This is a genomic window from Methylobacterium sp. J-048 (assembly GCF_022829515.1).
GTDB lineage: Bacteria > Pseudomonadota > Alphaproteobacteria > Rhizobiales > Beijerinckiaceae > Methylobacterium.
Genome location: NZ_JAKSYL010000227.1, coordinates 55,643 through 80,500, shown reverse-complemented (window position 1 = coordinate 80,500; position 24,858 = coordinate 55,643). Strand labels below are relative to the sequence as shown.

24 protein-coding genes are annotated in these 24,858 nt (G+C 69.1%); 9 read left to right on the top strand and 15 right to left on the bottom strand.

The window, feature by feature from the left end; genetic code table 11:
• Positions 1–240 precede the first annotated feature (240 nt).
• Positions 241–1,353 (top strand): AI-2E family transporter, encoded by a 1,113-nt coding sequence (locus MKL09_RS22580; protein WP_244023897.1) that lies wholly within the window; start codon positions 241–243, stop codon positions 1,351–1,353.
• 36 nt (positions 1,354–1,389) lie between these two features.
• On the opposite strand, the gene MKL09_RS22575 is transcribed toward MKL09_RS22580, so the two are convergent.
• Positions 1,390–2,082 (bottom strand): L,D-transpeptidase, encoded by a 693-nt coding sequence (locus tag MKL09_RS22575; protein ID WP_409566965.1) that lies wholly within the window; start codon positions 2,080–2,082, stop codon positions 1,390–1,392.
• 160 nt (positions 2,083–2,242) lie between these two features.
• Here MKL09_RS22575 and MKL09_RS22570 point away from each other — a divergent pair, with 160 nt between their 5' ends.
• Positions 2,243–2,686, top strand: coding sequence for a VOC family protein (locus MKL09_RS22570; protein WP_244023893.1), 444 nt, complete (start codon positions 2,243–2,245; stop codon positions 2,684–2,686).
• Positions 2,687–2,688: 2 nt separating this feature from the next.
• On the opposite strand, the gene MKL09_RS22565 is transcribed toward MKL09_RS22570, so the two are convergent.
• Positions 2,689–3,132, bottom strand: a complete 444-nt coding sequence (locus tag MKL09_RS22565; protein ID WP_244023891.1) for a cyclic nucleotide-binding domain-containing protein — start codon at positions 3,130–3,132, stop codon at positions 2,689–2,691.
• Between MKL09_RS22565 and MKL09_RS22560 the strand changes: the two genes are divergently transcribed.
• Positions 3,119–4,048, top strand: a complete 930-nt coding sequence (locus MKL09_RS22560; protein WP_244023889.1) for an SCO family protein — start codon at positions 3,119–3,121, stop codon at positions 4,046–4,048. The genes MKL09_RS22565 and MKL09_RS22560 overlap by 14 nt on opposite strands.
• Before the next feature lie 11 nt (positions 4,049–4,059).
• Here the strand turns inward: MKL09_RS22560 and MKL09_RS22555 are convergent, their stop codons facing one another.
• Complete coding sequence (locus MKL09_RS22555; RefSeq protein ID WP_244023887.1) at positions 4,060–4,266, bottom strand: hypothetical protein; 207 nt, start codon at positions 4,264–4,266, stop codon at positions 4,060–4,062.
• A 252-nt stretch (positions 4,267–4,518) separates the two neighbouring features.
• Here MKL09_RS22555 and MKL09_RS22550 point away from each other — a divergent pair, with 252 nt between their 5' ends.
• Complete coding sequence (locus MKL09_RS22550) at positions 4,519–4,707, top strand: general stress protein (RefSeq protein WP_244023885.1); 189 nt, start codon at positions 4,519–4,521, stop codon at positions 4,705–4,707.
• A 142-nt stretch (positions 4,708–4,849) separates the two neighbouring features.
• Here the strand turns inward: MKL09_RS22550 and MKL09_RS22545 are convergent, their stop codons facing one another.
• Both MKL09_RS22545 and MKL09_RS22540 read right to left on the bottom strand, forming a co-directional pair.
• Positions 4,850–5,224, bottom strand: a complete 375-nt coding sequence (locus MKL09_RS22545; RefSeq protein ID WP_244023883.1) for a hypothetical protein — start codon at positions 5,222–5,224, stop codon at positions 4,850–4,852.
• Between the two features lie 426 nt (positions 5,225–5,650).
• Entirely contained in the window at positions 5,651–6,454 is an 804-nt protein-coding gene (locus MKL09_RS22540; RefSeq protein WP_007568855.1) for a response regulator, read from the bottom strand.
• A gap of 350 nt (positions 6,455–6,804) precedes the next feature.
• Between MKL09_RS22540 and MKL09_RS22535 the strand changes: the two genes are divergently transcribed.
• Positions 6,805–6,975: a NepR family anti-sigma factor gene (locus MKL09_RS22535; protein ID WP_244023882.1), complete on the top strand. Its 171-nt coding sequence runs from the start codon at positions 6,805–6,807 to the stop codon at positions 6,973–6,975.
• 128 nt (positions 6,976–7,103) lie between these two features.
• Here MKL09_RS22535 and MKL09_RS22530 read toward each other — a convergent pair whose 3' ends face one another.
• Positions 7,104–7,280, bottom strand: a complete 177-nt coding sequence (locus tag MKL09_RS22530) for a DUF1328 domain-containing protein (protein WP_007568853.1) — start codon at positions 7,278–7,280, stop codon at positions 7,104–7,106.
• 505 nt (positions 7,281–7,785) lie between these two features.
• On the opposite strand from MKL09_RS22530, the gene MKL09_RS22525 reads away from it, so the two are divergent.
• Entirely contained in the window at positions 7,786–8,706 is a 921-nt protein-coding gene (locus tag MKL09_RS22525) for an MBL fold metallo-hydrolase (RefSeq protein ID WP_244023880.1), read from the top strand.
• 12 nt (positions 8,707–8,718) lie between these two features.
• On the opposite strand, the gene MKL09_RS22520 is transcribed toward MKL09_RS22525, so the two are convergent.
• Both MKL09_RS22520 and MKL09_RS22515 read right to left on the bottom strand, forming a co-directional pair.
• Positions 8,719–9,498, bottom strand: a complete 780-nt coding sequence (locus tag MKL09_RS22520) for a DUF1499 domain-containing protein (RefSeq protein WP_244023878.1) — start codon at positions 9,496–9,498, stop codon at positions 8,719–8,721.
• A gap of 55 nt (positions 9,499–9,553) precedes the next feature.
• Positions 9,554–11,356, bottom strand: a complete 1,803-nt coding sequence (locus tag MKL09_RS22515) for an AsmA family protein (RefSeq protein WP_244023876.1) — start codon at positions 11,354–11,356, stop codon at positions 9,554–9,556.
• A 314-nt stretch (positions 11,357–11,670) separates the two neighbouring features.
• Between MKL09_RS22515 and MKL09_RS22510 the strand changes: the two genes are divergently transcribed.
• Positions 11,671–12,411, top strand: a complete 741-nt coding sequence (locus MKL09_RS22510; RefSeq protein WP_244023874.1) for a CoA transferase subunit A — start codon at positions 11,671–11,673, stop codon at positions 12,409–12,411.
• A 170-nt stretch (positions 12,412–12,581) separates the two neighbouring features.
• Positions 12,582–13,244: a CoA transferase subunit B gene (locus MKL09_RS22505; RefSeq protein WP_244023872.1), complete on the top strand. Its 663-nt coding sequence runs from the start codon at positions 12,582–12,584 to the stop codon at positions 13,242–13,244.
• A 10-nt stretch (positions 13,245–13,254) separates the two neighbouring features.
• Here the strand turns inward: MKL09_RS22505 and MKL09_RS22500 are convergent, their stop codons facing one another.
• The 4 genes from MKL09_RS22500 to MKL09_RS22485 form a co-directional block, all read right to left on the bottom strand.
• On the bottom strand, positions 13,255–14,952 hold the full coding sequence (locus MKL09_RS22500; RefSeq protein WP_244023870.1) for a methyl-accepting chemotaxis protein: 1,698 nt from the start codon (positions 14,950–14,952) through the stop codon (positions 13,255–13,257).
• 444 nt (positions 14,953–15,396) lie between these two features.
• On the bottom strand, positions 15,397–16,083 hold the full coding sequence (locus MKL09_RS22495) for a metal ABC transporter permease (RefSeq protein WP_244023868.1): 687 nt from the start codon (positions 16,081–16,083) through the stop codon (positions 15,397–15,399).
• A gap of 181 nt (positions 16,084–16,264) precedes the next feature.
• Positions 16,265–18,964, bottom strand: a complete 2,700-nt coding sequence (gene acnA, locus MKL09_RS22490) for an aconitate hydratase AcnA (protein WP_244023866.1) — start codon at positions 18,962–18,964, stop codon at positions 16,265–16,267.
• 811 nt (positions 18,965–19,775) lie between these two features.
• Positions 19,776–20,588, bottom strand: coding sequence for a CDC27 family protein (locus MKL09_RS22485; protein ID WP_244023864.1), 813 nt, complete (start codon positions 20,586–20,588; stop codon positions 19,776–19,778).
• 129 nt (positions 20,589–20,717) lie between these two features.
• Between MKL09_RS22485 and MKL09_RS22480 the strand changes: the two genes are divergently transcribed.
• Complete coding sequence (locus tag MKL09_RS22480; RefSeq protein WP_244023862.1) at positions 20,718–22,115, top strand: leucyl aminopeptidase family protein; 1,398 nt, start codon at positions 20,718–20,720, stop codon at positions 22,113–22,115.
• A gap of 9 nt (positions 22,116–22,124) precedes the next feature.
• Here MKL09_RS22480 and chrA read toward each other — a convergent pair whose 3' ends face one another.
• The 3 genes from chrA to MKL09_RS32090 form a co-directional block, all read right to left on the bottom strand.
• Complete coding sequence (gene chrA / locus MKL09_RS22475; RefSeq protein ID WP_244023860.1) at positions 22,125–23,483, bottom strand: chromate efflux transporter; 1,359 nt, start codon at positions 23,481–23,483, stop codon at positions 22,125–22,127.
• Positions 23,480–24,652, bottom strand: a complete 1,173-nt coding sequence (locus MKL09_RS22470) for a M20 aminoacylase family protein (protein WP_244023858.1) — start codon at positions 24,650–24,652, stop codon at positions 23,480–23,482. Before MKL09_RS22470 ends, chrA begins: the two co-directional genes overlap by 4 nt.
• 65 nt (positions 24,653–24,717) lie before the next feature.
• Entirely contained in the window at positions 24,718–24,846 is a 129-nt protein-coding gene (locus MKL09_RS32090) for a hypothetical protein (RefSeq protein ID WP_279606058.1), read from the bottom strand.
• Between the last annotated feature and the right edge of the window lie 12 nt (positions 24,847–24,858).

The window sequence follows — 24,858 nt, the reverse complement described above, 5'->3', positions numbered from 1 at the left end:
CCGGCGCTCACGCCCCGCGCGGCCACCAATACGCATCCCGGCTCCTGTGACGCGGGCCGGTCGGACGGCCGCGACCTCTACACGAGGGGGTCGGAGGCGGCAACCGTAACGGTTCCCGGTGCGTTGCAGCGCTGGTCCCGGATCGTCCATCGAGACGTGCGCAGGGACCACGCGCCGCCCCGCGAAGTGTTCGGCTACTCTGCGCGGGATCCTTCGCGCGGCGCTCAGGAGACGAAACCGATGTTACCCACGGCCCAACCCGTCGCGGTTCCGGCGCATGCCGCCCCCCCGCCCCCGCCGGAGCGGGCGCGCTCGCAAGGGGCGGCGCGGGTCATGCTGGTTCTCGCGCTGTCCGCGCTCGGCCTCTGGATCCTGCACGGATTTCTGCCGGCCCTGGCCTGGGCGGTGGTGCTGGCGATCGCGCTGTGGCCGCTCTACGCCCGCCTGGAACACCGCTTCCCCCCGGGCCGGCACAACCTGCTGCTGCCGACGCTGATGACCGCCGCGGTGGCTCTGGTGTTCCTCGCCCCCCTGGCGATCCTGGGCGTGCAGGCGGCGCGCGAGGCCCACGACGTCGCCGAGTTCGTGCGCAGCGCCGAAGCGAACGGCATCCCGGCTCCCGAATTCGTCCAGCACCTGCCCTACGGCGCGGCCCAGGCCACCGCCTGGTGGAACGATAATCTCGGCCATGCCCAGGCCGGCTCCGACCTGCTGCACCGGTTCGAGAACCACTCTGTGGTCGGCGCGTCGCGGAATTTCGGACGCGAGGTGGTGCACCGGATCGTGCTGTTCGGCTTCAGCCTCGTGGCCCTGTTCTTCCTGTTCCGCGACTGGCGCACGGTGACCGAGCAGGTCCGGGTCGCCTGCGATCGCCTGTTCGGCCCGAGGGGCGAGCGCGTCGCGCGCCAGATGGTGGCCTCGGTGCACGGCACCGTCGACGGCCTCGTGCTGGTCGGCCTCGGCGAGGGGTTCATCCTCGGCGTCGTCTACTACTTCGCCGGCGTGCCGCACCCGGTGCTGCTCGGCGCCTTCACGGCCGTGGCCGCGATGATTCCGTTCGGCGCGGCGATCGCCATCGCGGTCGCGGCGCTGCTGCTTGTCGCGGCCGGTTCGGTGCAGGCGGCGATCGTCGTGGCGGTGGCGGGCTTGGTGGTCACCTTCGCGGCCGACCATTTCGTCCGGCCGGCTTTGATCGGCGGCACCACGAAACTGCCGTTCCTGTGGGTGCTGCTCGGTATTCTCGGAGGCGTCGAGACCTTCGGCCTGCTGGGCCTGTTCGTCGGCCCGGCCGTCATGGCGGCCCTGGTCCTGCTCTGGCGGGAATTCACCGAGGGCCACGACAGGGCGGCGTGAGCGCGCCGGCTCGGCCGCTCCCACGGCGACCGGGCGTCAGGCCCGGTACTTGCCGTTGCGCTTCACCAGCACGCGTGTGCCCACGGGCACGCGCTCGTACAGGTCGGCGATGTCCTCGTTGAGCATCCGGACGCAGCCCGACGACATCTGCTCGCCGATGCTCCAGGGCTCGTTGGTGCCGTGGATGCGGAACAGGATGTCGCGGTTGCCCTGGTACAGGTAGAGGGCGCGGGCACCCAGCGGGTTGTCGACGCCACCCTTGCGGGTGCGCGGCAGGTCCGGGTTGAGCGAGACCATCGTGACGGTCGGGCTCCAATCCGGCCAGACGCCCTTGCGGCCGACCCGCGCCTCGCCCTTCCAGGAGAAGCCGGCTTTGCCGACACCGACGCCGTACTGCATCGCGGTGCCGTCCGCCTGGACCAGCAGGAGCTGGCGCTGGTCGATATCGACCAGGATCGTCCCGGGCTTCTCCGGACCGTTGTAACTGACCTGCTGGCGGCGGTACTTCGGATCGAGCCGGGCGGTGTCGACCAGCGGGATGTCGTAGGGTTTGTCGGCCTTCGTGCCGATGTACCAGGCCGATTCATCGTCCTGCGCGAGCTGGGACGGGCGCGTCTGGCAGGCGGCCAGCGGCGCGATCGCCACGACGGCGAGCAGAATTCGCGAGAGCAGGAGCTGGCGAATTCGGCTCCAGGCCGATCGGTCTGGTGCGATCATGGGTCCTGACATACGGGATACGGTCCTGGGTGCTATGCCTACCGTCTCGCAGTCTGCGACGATGTAGCTTTTGCGCCGCACGGACGCGCGGGCGGCTGCTGCCGCGGCCATAATTGCGCCCTAATTCAGAATGGCAGACCCAAGCTGAATGCGGCATCCCCGGAGGTGAATCATGGCCGAGACCGAGACGCTTCCGATCGAGGCCATGGCTGCGCCCGAGGTGCCGCTACGTCCGGCGATCCACCTCGACCATTGCGTGATCCACGTCACCGACTGGGCCAAGTCCAACGCCTTCTACCGGGACGTGGTCGGCGCAGAATTGATCGAGCGGGGGAGCGGCTTCGCCTACCGGTTCGGCGGCGTGCAGCTCAACTGCCACGGGCCGGGCGTGAAGGCCGAACCGGTCGCGGCGAAACCCGTGCTGCCAGGCAACAGCGACCTGTGTTTCCGCTGGTCGGGGCCGATCGAGGGCGCGATGGCGCATCTGGAAGCCGTCGGCGTTCCGGTGGAACTCGGCCCGGTCGAACGGCACGGTGCGGCCGGGGCCGGCCTCAGCATCTATTTCCGCGACCCGGACGGCTCGCTCCTGGAATTCATCACCTACCCAACCGAATGAGGTCAGCCCCGGCTCTCGGCGAGCGCCTGGTTGGTTTGCTCCAGCCGCAGCGCCAGGACCCGCATCAGCGCGATGCTGATTTGGGGAAACTGCGCCAGCAGCTCCAGGAACACGCCGCGATCGATGCGGAGCGCCGTCACGGCCGATTCCGCCATCACGGTGGCCGAGCGGGGCTGGTCGGCCAGGATGCCCATCTCGCCGACCAGGGCATCCTGCCCGAGCAAAGCGAGCCGGATCGGGCCCGCCGGCCCGTCGATGCTGACCTCGGCACTGCCCTTGAGGATCACGTAGGCGGCATCCGCCACGTCGCCCCGGGCGAAGAAGCGCTGTCCCGGCTCGAAATGCACGCGCTCACTCGTGAACGCCAGAAGCTTCAGGCGCGCCGGCTCCACTTCGCGGAACAGCGGGACTTGCCGTAGAGAGGAAACCTCGGTGTCGAGGGTCATGCGCTGGCTCCGCGACGGGCTTCACGCCCTCGCGGGCATGGGTGGACTTGAGAGGGCCGGACAGGCCGACACATCCATGCGGTTCATCAAGCCCTTGTCCAGTCCCACGCACGATGCGGCGCGCGCGGTCCGGTACCTGATCGTCAGCGTACTTACGATTGTCTGCAGTTGCCTGGCAGGCTCCGGAGCCGTCGAGGCGCGGCTGGTTCAGGCCGACCTCGCCCGGGTCGCGGCGGCCCCCGCGCCCGGCGCCCAAGTGCCGCTCTCCGTCACGGTCACGGATGCCCGGACGGGAGAAGCCACCACCTTGGGACAGGCGCTCGGCGGACGGGCCGCCCTTCTGCTGCCAGTGGACTATACCTGCGGCAATGTGTGCGACCCGATGGTATCGATGGCTGCGGATGCGCTGGCGGCGACCGGCCTCGCCCAAGAAGACTACGCATGGGTGCTGGTCGGCATCGACCCCCGCGACGATGCCGCGGCCGCACGCCGCATGATCCATGAGACGCTCGGGGCACGCACGGCCGGCGTCACGCCCCTGATCGTTTCGGACACCGCCCTCGCCCGGCTGACCGGCGCCCTGGGCTACACGGCGGTCTACGATCGCGGGACGGATAGTTTCGCCCACCCCGCCGCCGCGATGCTGCTCACCCGCGACGGACAGGTGGCCCGGGTGTTGTCACCGCTCGCGCTGACCGGCCGGGACCTCCGCCTCGCCCTCACGGAAGCTGGCGAGGGGCGGGTCGGCGGCCTGGCGGATCGCCTGGCCCTGCTGTGCTACGGCTACGATGCCGCACGCGGCATCTACACGCCCCTCGTCGAGCGGATCCTGATGGTGGCTGGTCTCGCGACGATCCTCGCGATCGGCCTGCTCCTCCTCGGCCTGTCCCGCCGGACCCGCCTGCGGTCCGGCTGACGGGCGCCGTCTCAACGCTTGGTCGACAGGCCCTGCTCGCCGGGACCGGGAGCCGCTCGCTTCAGGCTAGCATTCAGGTGGGGCGAATCGACCGGCTCCTCGCGGGTGGTCGGCGTCGGCGAATCCTCGGGCGCCGGCATCGGCGGCAGCGGCGGCGTGTTCGGGCCTACGACCGGACCCGTTCCGGACCCGACCTTGACCATATTGCGGTTCGTCACTGCCGAAACCTCTCATTCCAAGTCCGCATCGTCGGATCCCCAGAGGGGTGCGGCACGAGAGTAGGCCGGCCTCATGCCGGTCCGCATCGGGCACCCGTGGAGGAACGCGCAGATCAACCGGGGACCAACGCCGCACACAGCCGGCGGTTGCTGCCAAGCTTAGCTTTGCCAAACTTGGCCACGTCTCGTCACAGGAACCTTGGTTATTGCTGAAGGTTGTTGCGGGGTGAAGCGAAGCCTGAGGAGGAACTGATGGCATCCGGAAATTCAACCTCGAAGCGGGGCTTTGCCTCGATGGACCTGTCGCGGCAGCGCGAGATCGCCAGCAAGGGCGGACGCAGCGTGCCGGCCGAGAAGCGCTCCTTCTCGCAGGATCGCGAACTGGCCTCGTCGGCCGGTCGCAAGGGCGGCCAATCCACGGGGACCGGCCGCACTGAGTGACACGCTGCCCCGATCGAGTCGCGTAACGGCGTCGTGTCCCCAGGACCGGCGCCGTTTTTCGTTTGGGGCAGCGCCGAAACAGCAAAAGGCCCCGCTGGGATAGCGGGGCCTTTTGCTTTCAATGCTTCGTCGAGAGCGCCGATCAGGAGATACAGCGGCCCGGGGTCATGCGGCGCGCCTCGGGGCCGACCAGAGAGCTGAGAGCCGTCTCGCAACCCTCGCGGACCAGCCGTCGCGGCTGCGGCGACTGCTTCAGGATGGGGCGAATACCGATCTCCTGCCCCTCCTCGGCGACCGGGACGGAACGGCCTTCGACACGCTGGACGCCGGCGACCCGCGTCGGGTTCAGAGCCAGGGAGACTGGACGCATGCCCGGAAGCGGCGCCTGCACGGCCGAGGCAGCGGCGATGACCGGAGGCGTCCAATGGTCGGCCGTCTCACGCACCACCGGCTGGAGCAGCACGGTGAGAAGAGCCGCGGGAGCACTCACGCCCAGAATGAAACCAGACCGCAGCATCACCCCAACCTCATCATGAGAGCTTGACAGGATGTTTACACAACGCTGCCTGCAATCGCAGGTTCCACGACTGTCCCGTCTCTGTGCTTCCTGAGTATTCGCTGACGAACCGGCTGTTGGTGCGACGGCGCACCCCCGTCATCCACAACCGTCCTATGTGCTGAAAAAGTCACGTTCGCCTAAAAAGCGCACTTTCCGGAACCTCCCAGCCCGGCGCTCGTTTCATCGAGACCCGGCCACCTGGTCCTCCCCGCATTCCCCTTGTGCATCGGCCGGAACCTTTTCGACGGGCTGGAGCCATCTCCAGCCCGTTTTTTTGCGCGCGGTCGACCGGACCACGGCAACAAAAAACCCCGGCTCGAGCCGGGGTTTTTTTCGACGGTCGTGGCTGGTCCGGAGCTGCGAACCGCTCCGAAGATCGACGGATCAAGCCGTCTTCGCTTCCCGGCGGCGCGCGGTCTGCTGGAAGAACAGCGCCTGGCTGATCACCGCGGAGACGTTCGCCGGCTGAAACGGCTTGGCGATGAGGAAGGCCGGTTCGGGCCGCTCGCCGGTGAGGAAGCGCTCAGGATAGGCGGTGATGAAGATCACCGGCACCTCAAAGGTCTTCAGCAGGTCGTTCACCGCGTCGAGGCCCGAGGAGCCGTCGGCCAGCTGGATGTCGGCCAGGATCAGGCCCGGGCGCTTGCCCTCGCTGGCGATCTTGATCGCCTCGGTGCGGGTGCGGGCGACGCCGATGACGTTATGGCCGAGGCCCTCGACCAGAGCCTCGAGATCCATGGCGATCAGCGGCTCGTCCTCGATGATGAGGATTTCAGTGGCCATGTCGGCGGCGAGCTCGCGGCCGGCCTCGTCGACCAAGTCGCGTACCTCGGAGACATCCACCGCCAGGATGATGGCGGCGTCCTCTTCCGAGAAGCCTTCGAGGCAGGAGAGCAGGAACGCCTGTCGCGGCAGCGGGGTGATCTGGCCGAGGCGGACTTCGGCCGGCAGGTCGTGCTGGACCTGCTCGCTGCGCCCGTTCACCGACAGGGAATTCCAGATCCGGGTGAAGACCCGGAACAGATCGGCCTTGATGTTGGTGCTGCGGCCGAGCGTATCCGGCTCATTGACGAGGGTTTCCAGGGTGGCGGCGACATAGGCGTCGCCCGCCACTTGGCTCCCCGTGAGCGCCCGCGCGTAGCGGCGCAGGTACGGCAGGTGCTGTACCACGAGTTGCGATGTCGACATTCGATCCCCTGTGCCTCGCCGTGTTGCCCAGCCGCGATACCTCGGTCCTCGACCGAAATCGTGCCGGGGCCGGCTTGTATCCCGCGCAGCCTACCGCCCAACGCGGAGGCCCGCACTCCGTTCCGCCCGCAGCGGAACCGATCCGGCGGGCGGGCGTTGCAGCCGCAGCCATGGCGTATGTCGGGCCACAGTACAATGTGGCTCGACAGACTTCGGCAACAAGGGGCGTGTGAATGGCGGATCAGGGCAAGGATGCGGAACTCCACGCCGGAGATCCGTATGCCGGGAAAGCCTCAGATCGCCGAGTCCGCGCACCGATGGGCGCATCCGGTGAAGCTTCGAGCTCTGCCTTGACCCAAGCCGACACGCCGGTCGCCCGCGGCGGCCTGAGCGACCACACCCGGAATCGCCTCGCCGCCCAATTGCGCGCGATGTACGACACGGTGGCTCAGCAGCCAGTGCCGGATCGCTTTGCCGAACTAATCGCGAAGCTCGATAGCGGCGACCGCGAAAAGGCCTGATGCAAGAAGGCCTTTCGACAGTTTCGGCAGCCGCACAGGTCCACAAGATGGAAGAGCCGCTGCTGATGGCCGCGGTTCTCCGTCAGTTGTGCGTCAGCCTGGCGCCAGCGCTAGGCGTTACGAACGTTTTATAGAGTCGGCGAGCGGCCGCGCATCAGGCCGACGACCGCGGAGATCGCGAACAGGACGATCGCGACAAAGAACACCAGCTTGGCAGCTTCCATGGCGGTCCCGGCAATACCGCCGAAGCCGAGCAGAGCGGCGACCAGAGCGACGACGAGGAAAGTTACGGCCCAACCGAGCATTGCGCTTATCCTTTGAAAGTACCGGCGCGGGCGGCCGCGTCGTTCTGGACTCGAAAACGCCAAGGTTTCGCTCTGGTTCCGCGCACTTGACAATGCGCTTCCGATTCGTCTCGCTTACGGATCTGCCCGCGACGATCCGTGACGGAACGGGACCCGGACGGCAGCGTTCGATGGTAGGTTGTTAGGTCCGAGCTAGGATCCGAGATGCTGCAAGCTGCAAAGAATGCCGTTCGATCCAAAGTCGCCGCTCTCGCGGCCCGTGCGACGGAGATCGTCGATGGTGCTGCTGACGTGGCACGGGCGGCTGCCCTCGGCCTCGGGGTGATGCCCGCCCCTGTTCCAGTGCCGGTTCGCGTGCGGTCCGGCCGCGCCCGACGCGAAGGCTGAGCCTGAAATCGGGGTCCGGAGACGGTCTGCCTTTCGGAAAAATCTCTGAAAATCGTGCCTGTTTGCACCGCATACGGGCGCCGCTCTAGAAAAGCCGCCACGATCGGACGGGGCGGCGATGGCGAACGAAGACGAGAACGGGCCGACTTTCGATCGGTCCCTGCCGGAGAGCGGACGCCTGGAGCGCGTGGCTCCGCTGATCCGCAGGCGGATCGCCCCGAACGGCGGTCCCTTCACGGCAACCGGCACCTGCACCTACGTGATCGGCGACGGACACGTCGCGATCATCGATCCCGGTCCCGACGATTCCAGCCATATCAATGCGCTGCTGGCCGACCTCGCCGGAGAGCAGGTCGACGCCATCGTGGTCACCCACACCCATCGGGATCATTCGCCCGGGGCGCGGCTCCTGGCTGCCCGGACCGGTGCGCCGATCGTCGGCTGTGGACCGCATCGGGCTGCCCGTCCCCTGGCGGACGGCGAGGCTCCGATGCTCGACGCCAGTTCCGACAAAGCGCATGCGCCCGAACGCGTGATGGCCGAGGGGGATACGGTTTCCGGTCCGGGCTGGACCCTCGTGGCGGTCGAGACGCCCGGCCACACGATGAACCACCTCGCCTTCGCGCTGCCGCAGGCGGAGGCTCTGTTCTCCGGCGACCACGTGATGGCTTGGAACACCACGATCGTCGCGCCCCCGGATGGGGAGATGCGGGCCTACATGGCCTCGCTCGAGAAGCTGCGGGGGCGTAGCGAGACGATCTATTGGCCGGGCCATGGCGGCCCCGTGCGCGAGCCTGCCCGTCTGGTCCGCTGCCTCGTCGGCCATCGCCGGCAACGCGAGGCCGCGATCCGCGCCCGTCTGGCGGCCGGGGATGTCCGCATCCCGGAGGTGGTGGCTGCGATTTACCAGGGCCTCGACCCGCGGTTGCGAGGTGCGGCCGCGCTGTCGGTGTTCGCCCATCTGGAGGATCTCGTCGAGCGCGGGCTCGTCGGCTGCGATGGACCGCCGCGCCTCGACAGCACCTACACGCCCGCCTGACGGGCGACCCGACTATTTCACCGCCAGCGCCAGGTTGGCGACGTCATCGAGATAGGCGCGGATGCGATCGGCATTGCTGCCGAAGTCGCGGCCTCCGAGCCGTGAGGCGGAGCGCACGTCGATCCGGGCGCCGTCGGCCCGAGGGCGGATTCGCACGGTCACGTCGTCGGGCAGGTTGAGGACCAGCCCGCGTGCCACGGCCTCGATCCGGCCGTTGCCGGTGCGCCCCCCCGGACGGATCGCCTCGACGATCTGCCAATGCCGGTTCAGAGCCGCCTTGCGGGCCAATTCGAACGCTTCGTCGGCGCCGATATCGAGGGTCAGCGGGGCGATCTGCGGGTAGGCGTCGCGCTGGCGCTCGCGGATGGCGGAACTCGGATCCGGCGGGTAGCGCCCGCTCCGCGCCGCATAGGCGGCACGCGAGCGTGAGAAGGCCGGCGGGTTTTCGATATCGGTAGTGATGTCCGACAGGACCGGAAGACGCAGCCCGCGCAGGCCCAGATAGGCCGGGTAGCCCAGCAGCAGCAGCGCCAGCATCAATCCGGCCAGCGCCGCACCCAGGCCCCGCGCACCCTCGCGCCAGATCTGCACGAATGCGCAGATGGCTGCGACCGCCGCGGCCAGGGCAATGCCGAGCCCGGCCACCAGTGCCACCAGCGCCGCATCGGTATCCGAACGCGGATCGCGCACCACGATCAGGGCCAGCCCCGTCGCGATGATGGCAAACACGGCGAGCTGCCGCGATAGCGGCCCGGCGCGGGTGACGGGTTCCTCGATGAGCAGGCGGCGCATGGGTGTCACGGACAGGTCTGGAGCCGGAGCTTGAAATCGGGCGCGGTAACCAACGTCAGGGCGCGTAGGCGCGGGCGTTACCGCTCCATCCAAGAGAGGCTGGAACCTTGAACGGATCTGGCAGGATCGCCTCGCCCGGAGGGACGACCTGCGCGGTCGGCGCATCCCACGGACCCGAGACTTCGAACACGAGGCCGCGGGACGCATCGGCCGCGGCGCGAAGCGCCAAGTCGCCCCGGGCCTCGATCCGCCGGTTCGGCAGCGAGACCCGACCCTGCAGGTTGGCCCCGACGCTTGGCCCGCGCAGGCCGGATTCGGAAAACTCGCCGATCCCGTCGGAAAAGCGCAGCGTGACTGCGGCGCGCTCGAACGCGGTCCGGCCGTTGCGACGCGCGAGTGCTCCCGCGGGAACGACACCGTTGCGGTGGACGAGTTCGGCCAGGTCGAGACCCGAGATCACGCCCCCCTCGACGGCAAGCGTCGCCCGGCCACCCAGATGGGCGAGCAGGCCGGCGCTGTCATGCGCACTGCCCTCTAGAAAGAACTGCCCCTGAAGCGGCCCGCTCATCCAGCGCCCGCTCCCGAAATCGGCGAGCAGCGAGCCCAGGTCGACCCGATCCAGGGTGCCCTGCATCCGTACCTCGGTCTCGGCCGGATCCGCTCCGCTCGCCAGGGTGACACGCCCCTTGAGTGTGCCGTCCTGAAGACGCGCCCGGTTCACCGCCACTTCCACGGCTGCGTCCCGGACCAGAATGCTGGCGGCGAGATCCTGGACCTGGACCGAGCCGGCCCGACCCTCGGCCGCCGACAGGCGCAGATCGAGATCGCCTCGGGTGAGAGGCGCCAAAGCCAGAGGCGTCGGCTCCGACGCGAACAGCGTGTTCAGATCGCCCATCAGCGGTGCGAGGTCGACCGTGTCGGCCGCCAGCGTCGCCTGGATCGAGAGGCGTGGGACGGCCCCGGCCCCGAGGGTCGCGGCGCCGGCACCATCCAGGACATCGCCGCCGAGCCCCACGCGCAGACTCGGCCACGAAACAGATCTGTCCGCAGTCTCGAACCGTCCCTCCAGCGAGAACGCGCCGGCAAGCGCGGCAAGCGGCGCGTCGCGACCGAGCCAGGCGAGGGTTCTGGGAAGCGAGCGGCTCTCGAATCGGGCCCGCCCCGCCAGCGCGGGCCAGGCAGCGCCGTCGGGCGGCGGACCTGCGCTCCCCTCGGCTGCCAAACTGCCGTCCGGCCAGGTCACCGAAGCGGTGAACGGGCTGCGCAATCCCTGCGCGATCTCGGCCGGACGCAGGTGAGTCAGCACGATCCGCGTCGGCACGCCCCGCCACGTCAGGCTTGCATGAGCCTCGGCGGAGGCGCTCCAGAATGGCCAGGCGAGATCGATGTCGATGTCCCGGGCCTCGTCGCCCTCTGCGATGCGGGCGCCGCTCACGGTGATCCATCGCGGACGCAGCGTCGCGCCGGACCGCGTCCACGCGGCGAGCTGCGCCAGCGGCCCGCCCCAGGCGGAGGCATCCGGCGACAGGCGCGCCTCGTCGAGGCGGAGACCACCCAGCTCGGCCCGGCCGCCTAGCAACCCGAGCGGATCGAGATCGATTGTCAGATGGCCGCCCTCCGCCAGCGTCGGCCCGTCGGGACCGGCTGTAAGGCGGACGCGGCCGAGGGTCAGGCGCGGGAGGGGCAGGAGCGTGAGGCGCGTCGGTCCCTCGGCCGTCAAGGCCAGGCCGTAATCGTCCAACGCATGGCCGGCAAAGGTCATCGCCCGGCCGCCGTCGACCGGCCAGTCCTGCAGGCCGAGGCCCGCGAGGATCAAACCTCCGAGCACGAGAACGAAGATCGGGCGGCGCGGTGACATCATGCTCCGGATAGGCGAGCCGCGGGGGCGGCCGCGGGCCGGGTGCCGCGCCAGCCCCCTCAAGCCGTCGCGGCCCGGTCGGGTCTCCCCGTCGAGTTCACCTCATAGCGTGCTCCGGACGGCTTGTCTGCGGGGCTCCAGCCCGGCGGCCCCGCCCTCCCCAGGCCGGTGCGGGTTACGGATCGCCTCGGACGCCACATGGCCTGCGGAGGGCGGTACTGGATTTCAGCCGCGGAATCAGGGACAGCAGGCACAAGGAAACGCGCTTCCCAAGATTTCGGCCGGGCCAGACCCGGCGGGAAAAGGACGGTTCGATGAAGAAGGTCTATACGGATCCCACCTCGGCGTTGGCCGGCCTGCTGCGCGACGACATGATGGTGATGTGCGGCGGCTTCGGCCTCTGCGGCATCCCTGACGAGCTGATCGAGGCGGTGCGCGCCTCGGGGGTCAAGGGCCTGACCATCGTGTCGAACAATGCCGGCATCGACGGAGTCGGCCTCGGCAAGCTTCTCGACACAAGGCAGGTGCGCAAGATGATCTCGTCCTATGTCGGCGAGAACAAGGAGTTCGCCCGGCAATATCTTGGGGGCGAGCTGGAGATCGAGTTCAACCCGCAGGGGACGCTCGCCGAGCGCATCCGCGCAGGCGGCGCCGGCATCCCGGCCTTCTTCACCAAGACCGGCGTCGGCACCAAGGTGGCCGAGGGCAAGGAGGTGCGGGAGTTCGACGGCGAGCACTACGTGATGGAGCGCGGCTTGTTCGCCGACCTCGCTATCGTGCACGCCCATACCGGCGATTCCGAGGGCAACCTCCGCTACCGGATGACCGCTCGCAACTTCAACCCGATGATGGCCACCGCCGCCAAGGTGACGGTGGCGCAGGTGGAGCACCTCGTGAAGCCGGGCGCGATCGACCCGGACACGATCCACACGCCTGGGATCTTCGTGAAGCGGATCATCGAGGTCGGCGTGCGCGAGAAGCGCATCGAGCAGCGCACCACGCGCAAGCGCTCCGAGACCACGCCCGCGGCCGCCGCCGGCGGCGGCACGCACTAGGCCACGCTTCTCTCCTCCCCCTTGCGGGGAGGAGCCGGAGGTGGGGGTGGTGCCGGACAAGGCTCTGCGGTTCCTTCTGCACCACCCCCACCCCTACCCCTCCCCGCAAGGGGGAGGGAAACAGACAGATCCGGCCGCGCTTGAGCGCGCTACGCTATCAGGAGACGACCATGGCCTGGACCCGCGAGCAGATGGCGGCGCGCGCCGCCAAGGAGCTGGAAGACGGCTTCTACGTGAACCTCGGTATCGGCATCCCGACGCTGGTGTCGAACTACATCCCCGAGGGGATGTCGGTGCAGCTGCAATCCGAGAACGGCATGCTCGGCATGGGCCCCTTCCCGTACGAGGGCGAGGAGGACCCGGACCTGATCAACGCCGGCAAGCAGACGATCACCGCGCTGCCGACGACGAGCTACTTCTCCTCGGCGGATTCCTTCGGGATGATCCGCGGCGGCCACATCAACCTGTCGATCCTCGGCGCGATGCAGGTCGCCGGCAACGGCGACCTCGCCAACTGGATGATCCCCGGCAAGATGGTGAAGGGAATGGGCGGCGCCATGGACCTGGTCGCCGGCGTGAAGCGCGTCATCGTGGTGATGGAGCATGTCGCCAGGAACAAGGACGGCACCGAGAGCCCCAAGCTGCTCAAGGCCTGCGACCTGCCGCTCACCGGAACCCAGGTGGTCGACCTCGTGATCACCGATCTCGGGGTGTTCGAGATCGACAAGAAGGGCGACGGCGGCATGACGCTGATCGAGCTCGCGGACGGCGTCACCGAGGACGAGATCCGCAAGAAGACGGAAGCCGATTACACCGTCGCCCTCGCGGCCTGACGGAACTGCCTTAAGCGGCCCGGATGCCGTTGAGGAACCGGGCCACCTCGGCGTTCAGGCGCCCGGACTGGTCCGAGAGCATGGCCGCCGCGCCCAGCACCTGGGCCGCGGCCGTACCGGTCTTCTCGGACGCTGCGGCGACGCCGACGATGTTGCTCGTGACCTCGCCCGTACCCGACGCGGCCTGGGCGACGTTGCGGACGATCTCCTGAGTCGCGGCGCCCTGCTCCTCGACCGCCGCCGCGATGCTGGCGGTCACCCCGTCGATCTCCCCAATCCGGCTGGTGATCCCGCCGATGGCCGCCACGGCATTCTCGGTCACGGCCCGGATCGCGCCGATCTGGCCGGTGATCTCGTCCGTGACCCTGGCGGTCTGGCCGGCAAGCTCCTTCACCTCCGAGGCAACGACGGCGAAGCCCCGCCCGGCCTCGCCGGCCCGGGCCGCCTCGATGGTGGCGTTCAAGGCCAGCAGGTTGGTCTGGCTGGCGATGTTGGCGATCAGGCCGACCATCTCGCCGATCTTCACAGAGGTCTGATTCAGCGCCTGCACGAGTTGGGTCGTCTCACCGGCTTCCCGGGCCGCAATCCGGGTGAGGCCGGCCGATCCCGTGACCTGACGTCCGATCTCCTGGACCGAGCTGCCAAGTTCCTCCGCGGCCGCAGCGACGGTCTGGACGTTGCTCGCGGCCTCCTCGGCCGCCACCGCGACGGTGGCGGCCTGCATCGCGGCGAGGCTGGCCGTATCGGTCATGCTCTGAGCCGCGTTTTGCAGGTCGATGGCCGAGTTCGACACCGCGCCGACAATGCCGCCCATGGTCCGCTCGAAGCTCTCGGCCAGCTCGGCCCGGGCGCGCCTGCGCTCGGCCGAGGCCTCCGCGTCGGCGCGGCGGCGAAGCTCGGCCTGCTCGGCCGCCTTCTCGGCGACCATGCGCTTGATCCCTTCGACCGCGCGCCCGACCGCGCCGATCTCGTCGCCGCGGGTGGCCTCGAGGATCTCGCTGTCGATCTCCCCGCGTCCCATCCGTTCGAGGGTCTGGACCAGCTTTCTGAGGGGGGCCGTGACGCCGCGGGCAACCACGGCGACACCGGCGGCGATGGCGGCGACGAGACCGATGGAGGCCGCGACGACCAGCGTGAGGGTAGCACGGGAGGCGGATTGCTCGGACGCATCGCGCTCCTGCTGGAGTTCGCCCGTCAGGACATCGACCCGAGATTGCGCCAACTCCCACAGCTTCGCGCGCAGCGGATTGCCATCGCCCAGCAGGATGTCGCGAGCCAGTTCGCTGTCGCCTTGCTCCGCGCTGGTTATGACCCGATCGACAACCGCACCGAGCGCCATCAAGGTCTCACGCAACACCTCGTCCGTCGCGCGCCGCTCGGCCGTGTCGGCCAGCTTTCCCAGCGCGTCGATCAGGCCGAAGGCGTGCGCCTTGGCCTGCTTGATGCGCGTCTCGTATCCCGCCATCTGCGAATCCCGCGTCTCGAGGACGAGGTTGCGAGCCTGGACGGAGATTTCACTGACATCGATCTGGAGGCCGAGGGTCAGCGCGAGGCGCTTGGCCTGTACGTCGACGATCTGCCGTGTCTGTTCTGACTGAGCGATCAGGCTCGAACGTGCATAGAGGATCAATCCTCCAGCGGCGAAAGCGATGATGACCAACGGGATTACAAGTTTCACGAGAATTTTTGCATCACGCAAGAACTTCATCGCGCCAGCCCGCTTTTTAGAACTTTGACCTTCGGCACTCTAGCATGTTTCTGGAAACCTCAACGTCAAAAACAGACGGCTATGCGCCGCCCACAAAATAGACGCCCCGCATCTATTTCTATAACAACCTTATTGCGTGCCGCTAAGATCAAAATAATAGCGGAGAATTCGGAGCCAATTTACAGCTTCGGTCCCAGACGAATTGATTTCCTCTGGACAGGATCGCGATAAGCCAGTGCATTTTGGCGGGCGCCTGCCTGCCCGGACAGGGAAGATCCAGCGATCACCCCACCCGCGACCCGCGAGGGTGCCTATGATTCATGCACCGGCGCGCTGCTTGTCATCGGAGGCGGGCACCTCCGCGACACGAAGGCCCACGCATTCCACGACAGGTCCGCGCGCCGCAGGCGGCCCTGCCGACCGCGGCGCGCGAGAATTCCTACCTCACATCGGCGGGGTGAGTCCGTCCTTGCCGACCGCCACGAGCTTGCCCTCGGCCTTGGCGCCATCCTTGGCGACCACGGCGAAGACCTTGGAGCCGGGGGCCAGGATCGCCTTGTCGGCCGGCTCGAAGGCGACGATCGGCGCCGAGGACGGCACCACGATCTCCTTGGACCCGTCCTTGCCGTAGCTCACCGTCAGGGTGCGCTCGCCGCCCGATGCCGCCTTGTCGGCCTTCACGGTGCCGTTGGTCATCGCGCTTTTGACCTTCGGGGCGTTGGCATTCTCAGCCTTCACGGTGCCGTTGGTCATGGCGCTCTTCACCTTGGAGCCGGCGCCGCCGGTCTGGTCGGTGATCGAGTCCCAGCCGTAATGGCCTTCGCCGGTGCCGCGCATCGACTCGGGGAACAGCACCACTTCGAGCGCCGTCATCGGGTTCTCGCCCTTGGTGGCCGTGCCGATGAAGACGCCGTCCTTGATGGCGTCGAGGCTCGACGGGACGACCCAGGCGAACTTGGCGCCGCCGACATCGACGGTCTCGGACTTGCCGTCGTCGGTCTTGATCGTCAGCGTGCTGCCCTCGGCCTTGTCGATCGTGCCGCGGACGCGCTCGACCTGGGCGGCGAAGGCCGTGCTCGACAGCAGCGCTGTCAGTCCGGCGGCGGCGAGGATTTGTGTGGCGTGCTTCATGGGGATCCCATCCTGGCTACAGGAGCCGGGTTATGGGGTTCCGGACGGCGAAAACAAGATTGCGCGCAAGACAACAATCGTAAGATGCGCAGCCGGACGGCGCGCATGAAAAAGGCGGCGCCGGGTCGGCGCCGCCTCGGAACGGGTGGAGCGGCGCCCGGAGGCGCCACCCGGGCAGGGCTCAGGCCGCCAGCGAGCGCAGCACGTACGGCAGGATGCCGCCATTGCGAAAATATTCCAGCTCGTCGAGCGTATCGATCCGGCAGGTGAGCGGCACCTCCTTCTTCGATCCGTCCGCCGACGTGATCTCCGCGACCAGGGTCTGGCGCGGCTTCAGCTCGCCCGACAGGCCCTTGATGGTGACGGTCTCGTCGCCCTTCAGGCCCAGGGACGCCCAGGAGGTCTCACCCTGGAACACCAGCGGGACGATGCCCATGCCGACGAGGTTCGAGCGGTGGATGCGCTCGAAGCTCTCGGCGACCACGGCGCGGATGCCGAGCAGCTTCGTGCCCTTGGCCGCCCAGTCGCGCGACGAGCCGGTGCCGTATTCCTTGCCGGCGAAGACGACGAGCGGCGTGCCGCTCTCGGCATATTTCTGCGCCGCGTCGTAGATGAACATCTTCTCACCCGACGGCTGGAACAGCGTCCAGCCGCCCTCGACCACGTTGCCGGACGGGTCCCGGACCATCTGGTTCTTGATGCGGATGTTGGCGAAGGTGCCCCGCATCATCACCTCGTGGTTGCCGCGCCGCGTGCCGTACTGGTTGAAGTCCTGCACGCGGACCTGATGCGCCTGCAGGTACTCGCCGGCCGGCGAGGCCGCCCGGATGTTGCCCGCAGGCGAGATGTGGTCGGTGGTGATCGAGTCGAGGAAGAGCCCGAGGATGCGGGCGTTCTCGATGTCCTCCACGGGCTTGGGCGTCTTCTCCATGCCGACGAAGTACGGGGGGTTCTGCACGTAGGTGGAGCCGGGGTTCCACGCGAAGGTCTCGGCCTCGGTGACCTCGACGTCCTTCCAGTTCTGGTCGCCGCCGAACACGTCGGCGTAGCGGCGCTTGAACAGCTCCGAGGTAATGTTCTCCTCGATGAACTGCTGCACCTCTGCCGAGGACGGCCAGATATCCTTCAGGTAGACCGGCTTGCCGTCCGAGCCCTGGCCCAGCGGCTCGGTGGTGATGTCGATCTGCATCGAGCCGGCGAGCGCGTAGGCGACTACCAGCGGCGGCGAGGCTAGGTAGTTCGCCCGCACGTCGGGGTTCACCCGGCCCTCGAAGTTGCGGTTGCCCGAGAGCACCGCAGCGGCGACGACGTCGTTGTCGTTGATCGCCTTGGAGATCGCCTCCGGCAGCGGGCCGGAATTGCCGATGCAGGTGGTGCAGCCGAAGCCGACGAGGTTGAAGCCCAGCGCGTCGAGGGGCTCCTGCAGGCCGGATTTTTCCAGATACTCGCCGACGACCTGCGAGCCGGGGGCGAGCGACGTCTTCACCCAGGGCTTCGAGCGCAGGCCCTTGGCGACGGCGTTGCGGGCGAGCAGGCCCGCGCCGATCATCACCGAGGGGTTCGACGTGTTGGTGCAGCTGGTGATTGCCGCGATCACCACGTCGCCGTGGCCGATGTCGAAGTTGGTGCCCTCGACCGGATAGCGGCTGGCGAGGTCGGCGGCCTTCTTGAACTCGGTCTCCATCGAGGTCGCGAAGCCGGGCTTGGCGGCGTCGAGCAGGACGCGGTCCTGCGGGCGCTTCGGGCCGGCGAGCGACGGCCGGACCTCGCCCATGTCGAGATGCAGCGTGTCGGTGAAGACCGGGTCGGGCGTCTTGGCGTCGCGCCACATGCCCTGCGCCTTGGCGTAGGCCTCCACCAGGACGATCCGGTCGTCGGAGCGGCCGGTGACCTTCAGGAAGTCGATGGTCTTCTGGTCGATCGGGAAGAAGCCGCAGGTGGCGCCGTATTCCGGGGCCATGTTGGAGATCGTGGCCCGATCGGCGACCGCCATGTCGTCGAGGCCGGGGCCGTAGAACTCCACGAACTTGCCGACCACGCCCTTCTTGCGCAGCATCTGAGTGACGGTGAGCACCAGGTCGGTGGCGGTGGTGCCCTCGGGCAGCTTGCCCGACAGCTTGAAGCCCACGACCTCGGGGATCAGCATGGAGAGCGGCTGGCCGAGCATGGCCGCCTCGGCCTCGATGCCGCCGACGCCCCAGCCCAGGACGGCCATGCCGTTGACCATGGTGGTGTGCGAATCGGTGCCGACCAGCGAGTCCGGATAGGCGATCTCGGTCCCGTCCTCAGCCTTCGTCCACACGGTCTGGGCCAGGTATTCCAGGTTCACCTGGTGGCAGATGCCGGTGCCCGGGGGGACCACGGAGAAGTTGTCGAAGGCCGACTGGCCCCACTTCAGGAAGGTGTAGCGCTCGCCGTTGCGCGAGTATTCTAGGGCGACGTTGTCGGCCAGCGCCTTCGGGGTGCCGAACTCGTCGACGATCACCGAGTGATCGATGACGAGGTCCACCGGCACCAGCGGGTTGATCTTCTGCGGGTCGCCGCCGAGGGCCACCATGGCGTCGCGCATGGCCGCGAGATCGACCACGGCCGGGACGCCGGTGAAGTCCTGCATCAGCACGCGGGCGGGCCGGAAGGCGATCTCGACTTCGGCCTTGCCCTTCTCGGCGAGCCATCCGACCGTCGCCGCGATATCGGCCTTCCGGACGGAGCGGTCGTCCTCGAAGCGCAGCAGGTTCTCGAGCAGGACCTTCATCGAGAAGGGCAGCGCGGTGGCGGAGGCGAGGCCGTTCTTCTCGGCCTCGGGGATCGAGTAGTAGGTGTAGGTCTTGCCGTCGGCTTCGAGCGTCTGGCGGGCCTTGAAGCTGTCGAGTGATGGCACGGCTGGTTCTATCCTCGCTGCGGGTTGTCGAACACGCGCAGGCAAGACCTGCGCTAGGAAGTCTGTGTTCGGCCTGTGTAGCGCCCGACGGGCGCGCGCCGCCCCGGGAGTGCCCGGGCAGGAGACGATGCGCGGGGGCGATTTGGACGCCCGTAGTGCCGCGCGGCGCAGCCAGGAGATGATATAGAACTTTTCGAATCTGGCCGCTACCGGGTTGCGATGACAGCTGCGTAGCCCTGTCGGGCGCCGGGACGCGTGCCGCTCGGTCGCATCCCCGGCGAAGGCTCGCATTTTGTCCGGGAAGCAGGCAGCTTGCCACGCACGTCTCCCCTCCCCCCTCTTTGGGAGGAGGGTGGCCCCCGCGTCAGCAGGGGTCGGGAGAGGGGAGCGGCGGTGCAGGAGACAGCTCCGGCCGTCACGCAGACTCTGCCTCTCCCGGACGCCGGGCTCCCCTCTCCCGACCCGGCAAAGGCTAAGATGTTCACATATCTGCGTCGGACACCGCCGTTTGCGACGGAACGCGATCGGCCCCCTCTCCCGTGCGGGAGAGGGTTGGGGTGAGGGATGCAACCTCTCCGGAAAGACCTGATCCCTCACCCTATCCCTCTCCCGCACGGGAGAGGGGACCTGCGCTCCAACCTACACCCGTGCTGCCGACACCCATGCGTGTATTCGGCAGCCCGCAGAGGGGGAAGGGAGCGCGAGGTCCGGCCGATCCCCTCATCCGTCAGCGACTTGGGAACGTCATAGCCTGCGAAGGGATTCAAACGGCGCGTGGCAGATCCGGACGATCACCGTCGCGGGATGCTCGTCACCCCTGCCCAGGCGCCCCTGCCCCCGTCAGCGCCTTGAAGCGATTCGGCTGGGCGGCGAGCTTGCGCAGGGACGCGACGTTGGCGGCGGCTTCCTCGGCGCTCATGTCCCGGCGCAGGGCCGCCTCGGCCTCGGCGAATCGGCCCTTCAGGCCGAGCACGAGGGCGAGGTTCGCCCGGACGCGGGCATCGGCGCCGGGCTGGGCAGCGGCCAGCTGCAGGGTCTGCTCGGCCTGGTCGAGATTGCGCGACAGCGCGTAGGACAGGCCGAGATTCGACAGCAGCGACGGCTCGTTCGGCCGGATCTTCAGCGCGGCCTCGTAGAAGCTCTGGGCTCGCGCCTGCTCGCCGAGCTGCGCCGAGGCCGAGCCCTGCGCCGACAGGATGCGCCAGTCGGGCGAGGCCGGCGAATGGGCGTTGGCGAGCACGTCGATCGCCTCGCGGTAGCGGCCGGCCTCGACCAGCGACTTGCCGTAAGCGCCGAGGATGAACGTGTCGCGCGGGTTGCGCAGGGCCGCCTGTTGCAGCACCGCGGAGGCCTGGGCTGCCTGGTCGTTCGACCGGAGCGCCCGGGCGTAGGCGATGGCCGCCCGCCCGTCGCCGGGATTGGCGTTGAAGCGCTCGGCCAGAGCGTCGACGTCCTGGCGTGAAGCCGTCTGGCGCGCGCTGACATCACCGATCGAGCCGGTGGTCTCCGGGGAGCGGGTGTTGCAGCCGGCAAGGCCCAGCGCCACGAGGACCGCGGCGGCGAGGCCGGCGCGGCGGCGGGTGGAAGCCGGGGTCGTGGTGACCCGGATCGGGGCCGTCTTCATGATACGCTCCGCCGGCACTGGCCGGGCGGGCTCTGGCTCGCGCTTCACGCTCCCGGCTGGCCGGTGATAGAGCGTTAACCCTAACCACCGGTTAAGCCGCTGCCGGTCCGACCGGCGCACGAGAGGCACATGACCCAGGCCGACACTTCCGCGACGCCCGCCCTGCTGCCGGGCGACACGCCCTCCGTGCCGGTCACGTTGGTGACGACGGCGTCTTGGAGCGAAGCCGAAGCCGCCCTGGACCCGACGCATGGCAGCTTCGCCCGGGCCCTCGGCTTCAAGCCGAAGGCCGGGAGCCTGGCGCTGCTGCCGGGCCCGGACGGGGGCCTCGCCCGGGTGCTGTTCGGCCTCGGCGATCCCGAGGCGCCGACCTACGACCGCCTGATCGCCGGCAAGCTGCCCGGTTTGCTTCCGGAAGGGACGTTTCGCCTGGAGAATGCCCCCGACCCGGCCGAGGCCGCGCTCGCGTGGCTGATGGGGAGCTACCGCTTCGGCCGCTACCGATCCGCCGGGGGCACGAAGGCCCGGCTGGCGGCCCCGGCCGGGATCGACGGCGCAGAAGTCGCGCGGGTCGCCGCCGCGGTGGCGATGGGCCGCGACCTGATCAACACCCCGGCCAACGATCTCGGCCCCGCCGAGATCGAGGCCGCCGCCCGGGCGCTCGCGGAGCGCCACGGCGCCGCGATCGACGTGACGCGGGGTGAGGAGCTGGCCCAGGAATTTCCCCTGATCCACGCCGTCGGCGTCGCCTCGCCGCGGGCGCCGCGCCTGATCGACCTGACCTGGGGCCCGGAGGACGCGCCGAAGGTGACCCTGGTCGGCAAGGGCGTCGCCTTCGACACGGGCGGGCTCGACATCAAGCCGTCGTCCGCGATGCTGCTGATGAAGAAGGATATGGGTGGCGCCGCGGTGGCGCTGGCCACCGCCGACATGATCATGGACGCCGGCCTCAGGATTCGCCTGCGCGTGCTGATCCCGGCCGTGGAGAACGCGGTCTCGGGCAACGCCTTCCGCCCCAGCGACGTGTTGCTCAGCCGGGCCGGGCTCAGCGTCGAGATCGGCAACACCGACGCGGAGGGCCGGCTGATCCTCGCGGACGCGCTGGCGCTCGCCGACGCGGAGGAGCCCGAGCTGATCCTCGACTTCTCGACGCTGACGGGCGCGGCCCGGGTGGCGCTCGGGCCGGACCTGCCGGCGTTCTTCACCGAGGACGATACGCTGGCGAGCGCCGTCGCGGAGGCCGGGCGAACGGCGATCGACCCGGTCTGGCGGATGCCGCTGCACGCGCCCTATGCGAGCCTGCTCGATTCCAAGGTGGCCGACCTCAACAACGTCTCGGGCGGCCCCTTCGCCGGGGCGATCACCGCAGCGCTGTTCCTGCGCCGCTTCGCCCCGAAGACCAAGGCGCACGGCCATTTCGATCTCTACGGCTGGAACCCCTCGACCAAGCCCGGCCGGCCAGAGGGCGGCGAGGTGCAGACCGCGCGCCTGACCTACGCGCTGCTCAAGGCCCGCTACGGGACCTGACCGGCCGGGTCAGGCCAGCCCCGTCAGCCGCAGCAGCATACCGGCCCCGGCGCACAGCGCCAGGGTCGGCAGCGCCCCGAGGCCGAGCCGGAAGACCGCCAGGATCGCCAGCAGCGTCAGCCCCAGGGCGGCGGGATCGAGGCTGGCGAGCACGGGCAGGTCGAGGCGCAGCGGCCCGAGCGGCACCGTCCGGACCTCGGAAAACAGCGTCCGCAGCCCGAACCAGACCGCAAGGTTGAGGATCACGCCCGCCACCGCGGCGGTGATCGCCGACAGGGCGCCGGCCAGGAGGCGGCTGCCGCGCAGGCGCCCGATCAGCGGCGCGCCGGCAAAGATCCAGAGGAAGCAGGGCGCGAAGGTGACCCAGGTGGTCAGCAGGCCGGCGAGCGTCCCCGCCAGCAGCGGCGGCAGCGCCCCGGGCGCCCGGTAGCCGGCCAGGAAGCCGACGAACTGGAGCACCATGATCAGCGGGCCCGGCGTGGTCTCGGCGAGCCCGAGCCCGTCGAGCATCTCCCCCGGCCGCAGCCAGCCGTAATGCTCCACCGCCTGCTGCGCGACGTAGGCGAGCGCCGCGTAGGCGCCCCCGAAGGTCACCATCGCCATCTTGGCGAAGAACAGAGCCACCTGCCCGAAGACCGGCGGCGGCCCGGGCAGGATCAGCAGGGCGGCGACCGGCAACAGCCAGATCGCCAGCCAGAGCGCGCCGATGCGCAGGGAATCCGCCGGTCCCGCGTGCTCCCGCGGCAGCATCGCCGCGCCGATCAGGAACCCGGCCTCGCCGCCCGCCTCGGCCTCCGCGGATGTCGGCGCGGGCCTGCGGCCCAGCACGAGGCCGAGGGCGCCCGCCGCGACCACGACCAGCGGGAACGGCACTGCGAGCACAAAGATCGCCCCGAAGGCGGCGACCGCGATCAGCCGGTCGGCCCGCCCGCGCAGGGCCCGGCCGCCGAGGCGCCAGAGCGCGTGCAGCACGATGGCGAGCACCGCAGCCTTGAGCCCGAAGAACAGACCGGCGACCCACTCGACCGCGCCGTACAGCACGTAGAGCCAGCTCAGGCCCATCAGGGCCAGCAGGCCCGGCAGCACGAAGAGCCCGCCTGCGACCAGCCCTCCGGCAGGGCCGTGCATCAGCCAGCCGATATAGGTCGCGAGTTGCTGCGCCTCCGGCCCCGGCAGGAGCGTGCAGAATCCGAGCCCATGCAGGAAGCGCCGCTCGGAGATCCAGCGCCGCTCTTCCACCAGGATGCGGTGCATCACGGCGATCTGGCCTGCGGGGCCGCCGAAGGACAGGGCCGCCACGCGAAACCAGACCGGAATGGTCTGACGGAGGGTCGGAAGCGAGACGCCGGAGGCGCCCGCCGGGCTCACGTTTTCAGGGGCAGCGCGGTCTCGATCAGGCGCGCCCACAGCGAAGCCCCGTAAGGCGCCGCGGCGTCGTTGAAATCATAATGCGGGTGGTGGAGCGAGGCACTGTCGCCGTTACCGATGAACATGTACGCGCCGGGGCGGCGACCGAGCATGTAGGAGAAGTCCTCCGCCGTCATCATCGGCGCCACCGTCCGGTCGACATTGTCCGCACCGACCAGGGATTCGGCCACGCCGGCCATGAAATCCGTCTCGGCCGGATGGTTCTCGGTCACCGGATAGCTCGAGCCGTACGCGACCACGCCGGTGGCACCGAAGGCACCCGCGATCTCCGCCACCAGGGTCTCGATTCGCGCCTTGATCTGGCTGCGCACCGCCTGGGACAGGGTGCGCATGGTGCCGCGCATGGTTACGCTCTGCGGCAGCACGTTGAACGCCTCGCCGGCATCGAGCGCACAGACCGAGACCACGGCCGATTCCAGCGGATCGAGGTTGCGCGACACGATGGTCTGGAGGGTGATGATCACGTGGCTCGCCACCAGCACGCTGTCGACGGCGTTCTGCGGCAGGGCCGCGTGGCCGCCCCGCCCTTCGATGGTTAGGGTGAAGCGGTCGGTGGACGCCATGATCGGACCCGGCCGGATCGCGAAGGTGCCGACCGCCATGCCGGGGATGTTGTGCATCCCGTAGACCGATTCGATCCCGAACCGCTCCATCAGGCCATCCTCGACCATCGCCTCGCCGCCGCCGCCGCCCTCCTCGGCGGGCTGGAAGATCAGCACGGCGGCGCCGTCGAAGTCCCGGGTCTCGGCGAGGTATTTGGCCGCCCCAAGCAGCATCGTGGTGTGCCCGTCGTGGCCGCAGGCGTGCATCTTGCCCGGCACCGTGGAGCGGTAGGGCAGGTCCCGGACTTCCTGGATCGGCAGGGCGTCCATGTCGGCGCGCAAGCCGATGGCGCGGTTCGAACTCCGACCTTTGCCGCGGATCACCCCGACGACGCCGGTGCGCCCGATGCCGGTCTCCACCGCGTCGCAGCCGAAGGCCCGCAGTTGATCGGCCACGAACCCGGCGGTCCGCTCCACGTCGTAGAGCAGCTCCGGGTGGGCGTGCAGATCGTGCCGCCACGCGGTCATGGTGTCGGCGAAGTCGCGGATCCGTTCGAGGACGGGCATGGGTCCGGGGCTTTCGTGGCCATCAAGTCTCGGCCAGCCCAGCAAAGCCGGGGCCAGACGCGGCGTCAACGGCCGCGCTTGTCGTGCGGTGTATCAGTTCGACCGGTCTTCCCGGTCAGCCACAGCATCCCCACACCAAGGGCGAGGCCCGCGAGCGGCACGGCGAGGAGGCTGGCGAACTGAACCGTCGTCATGAGTCCGAACCC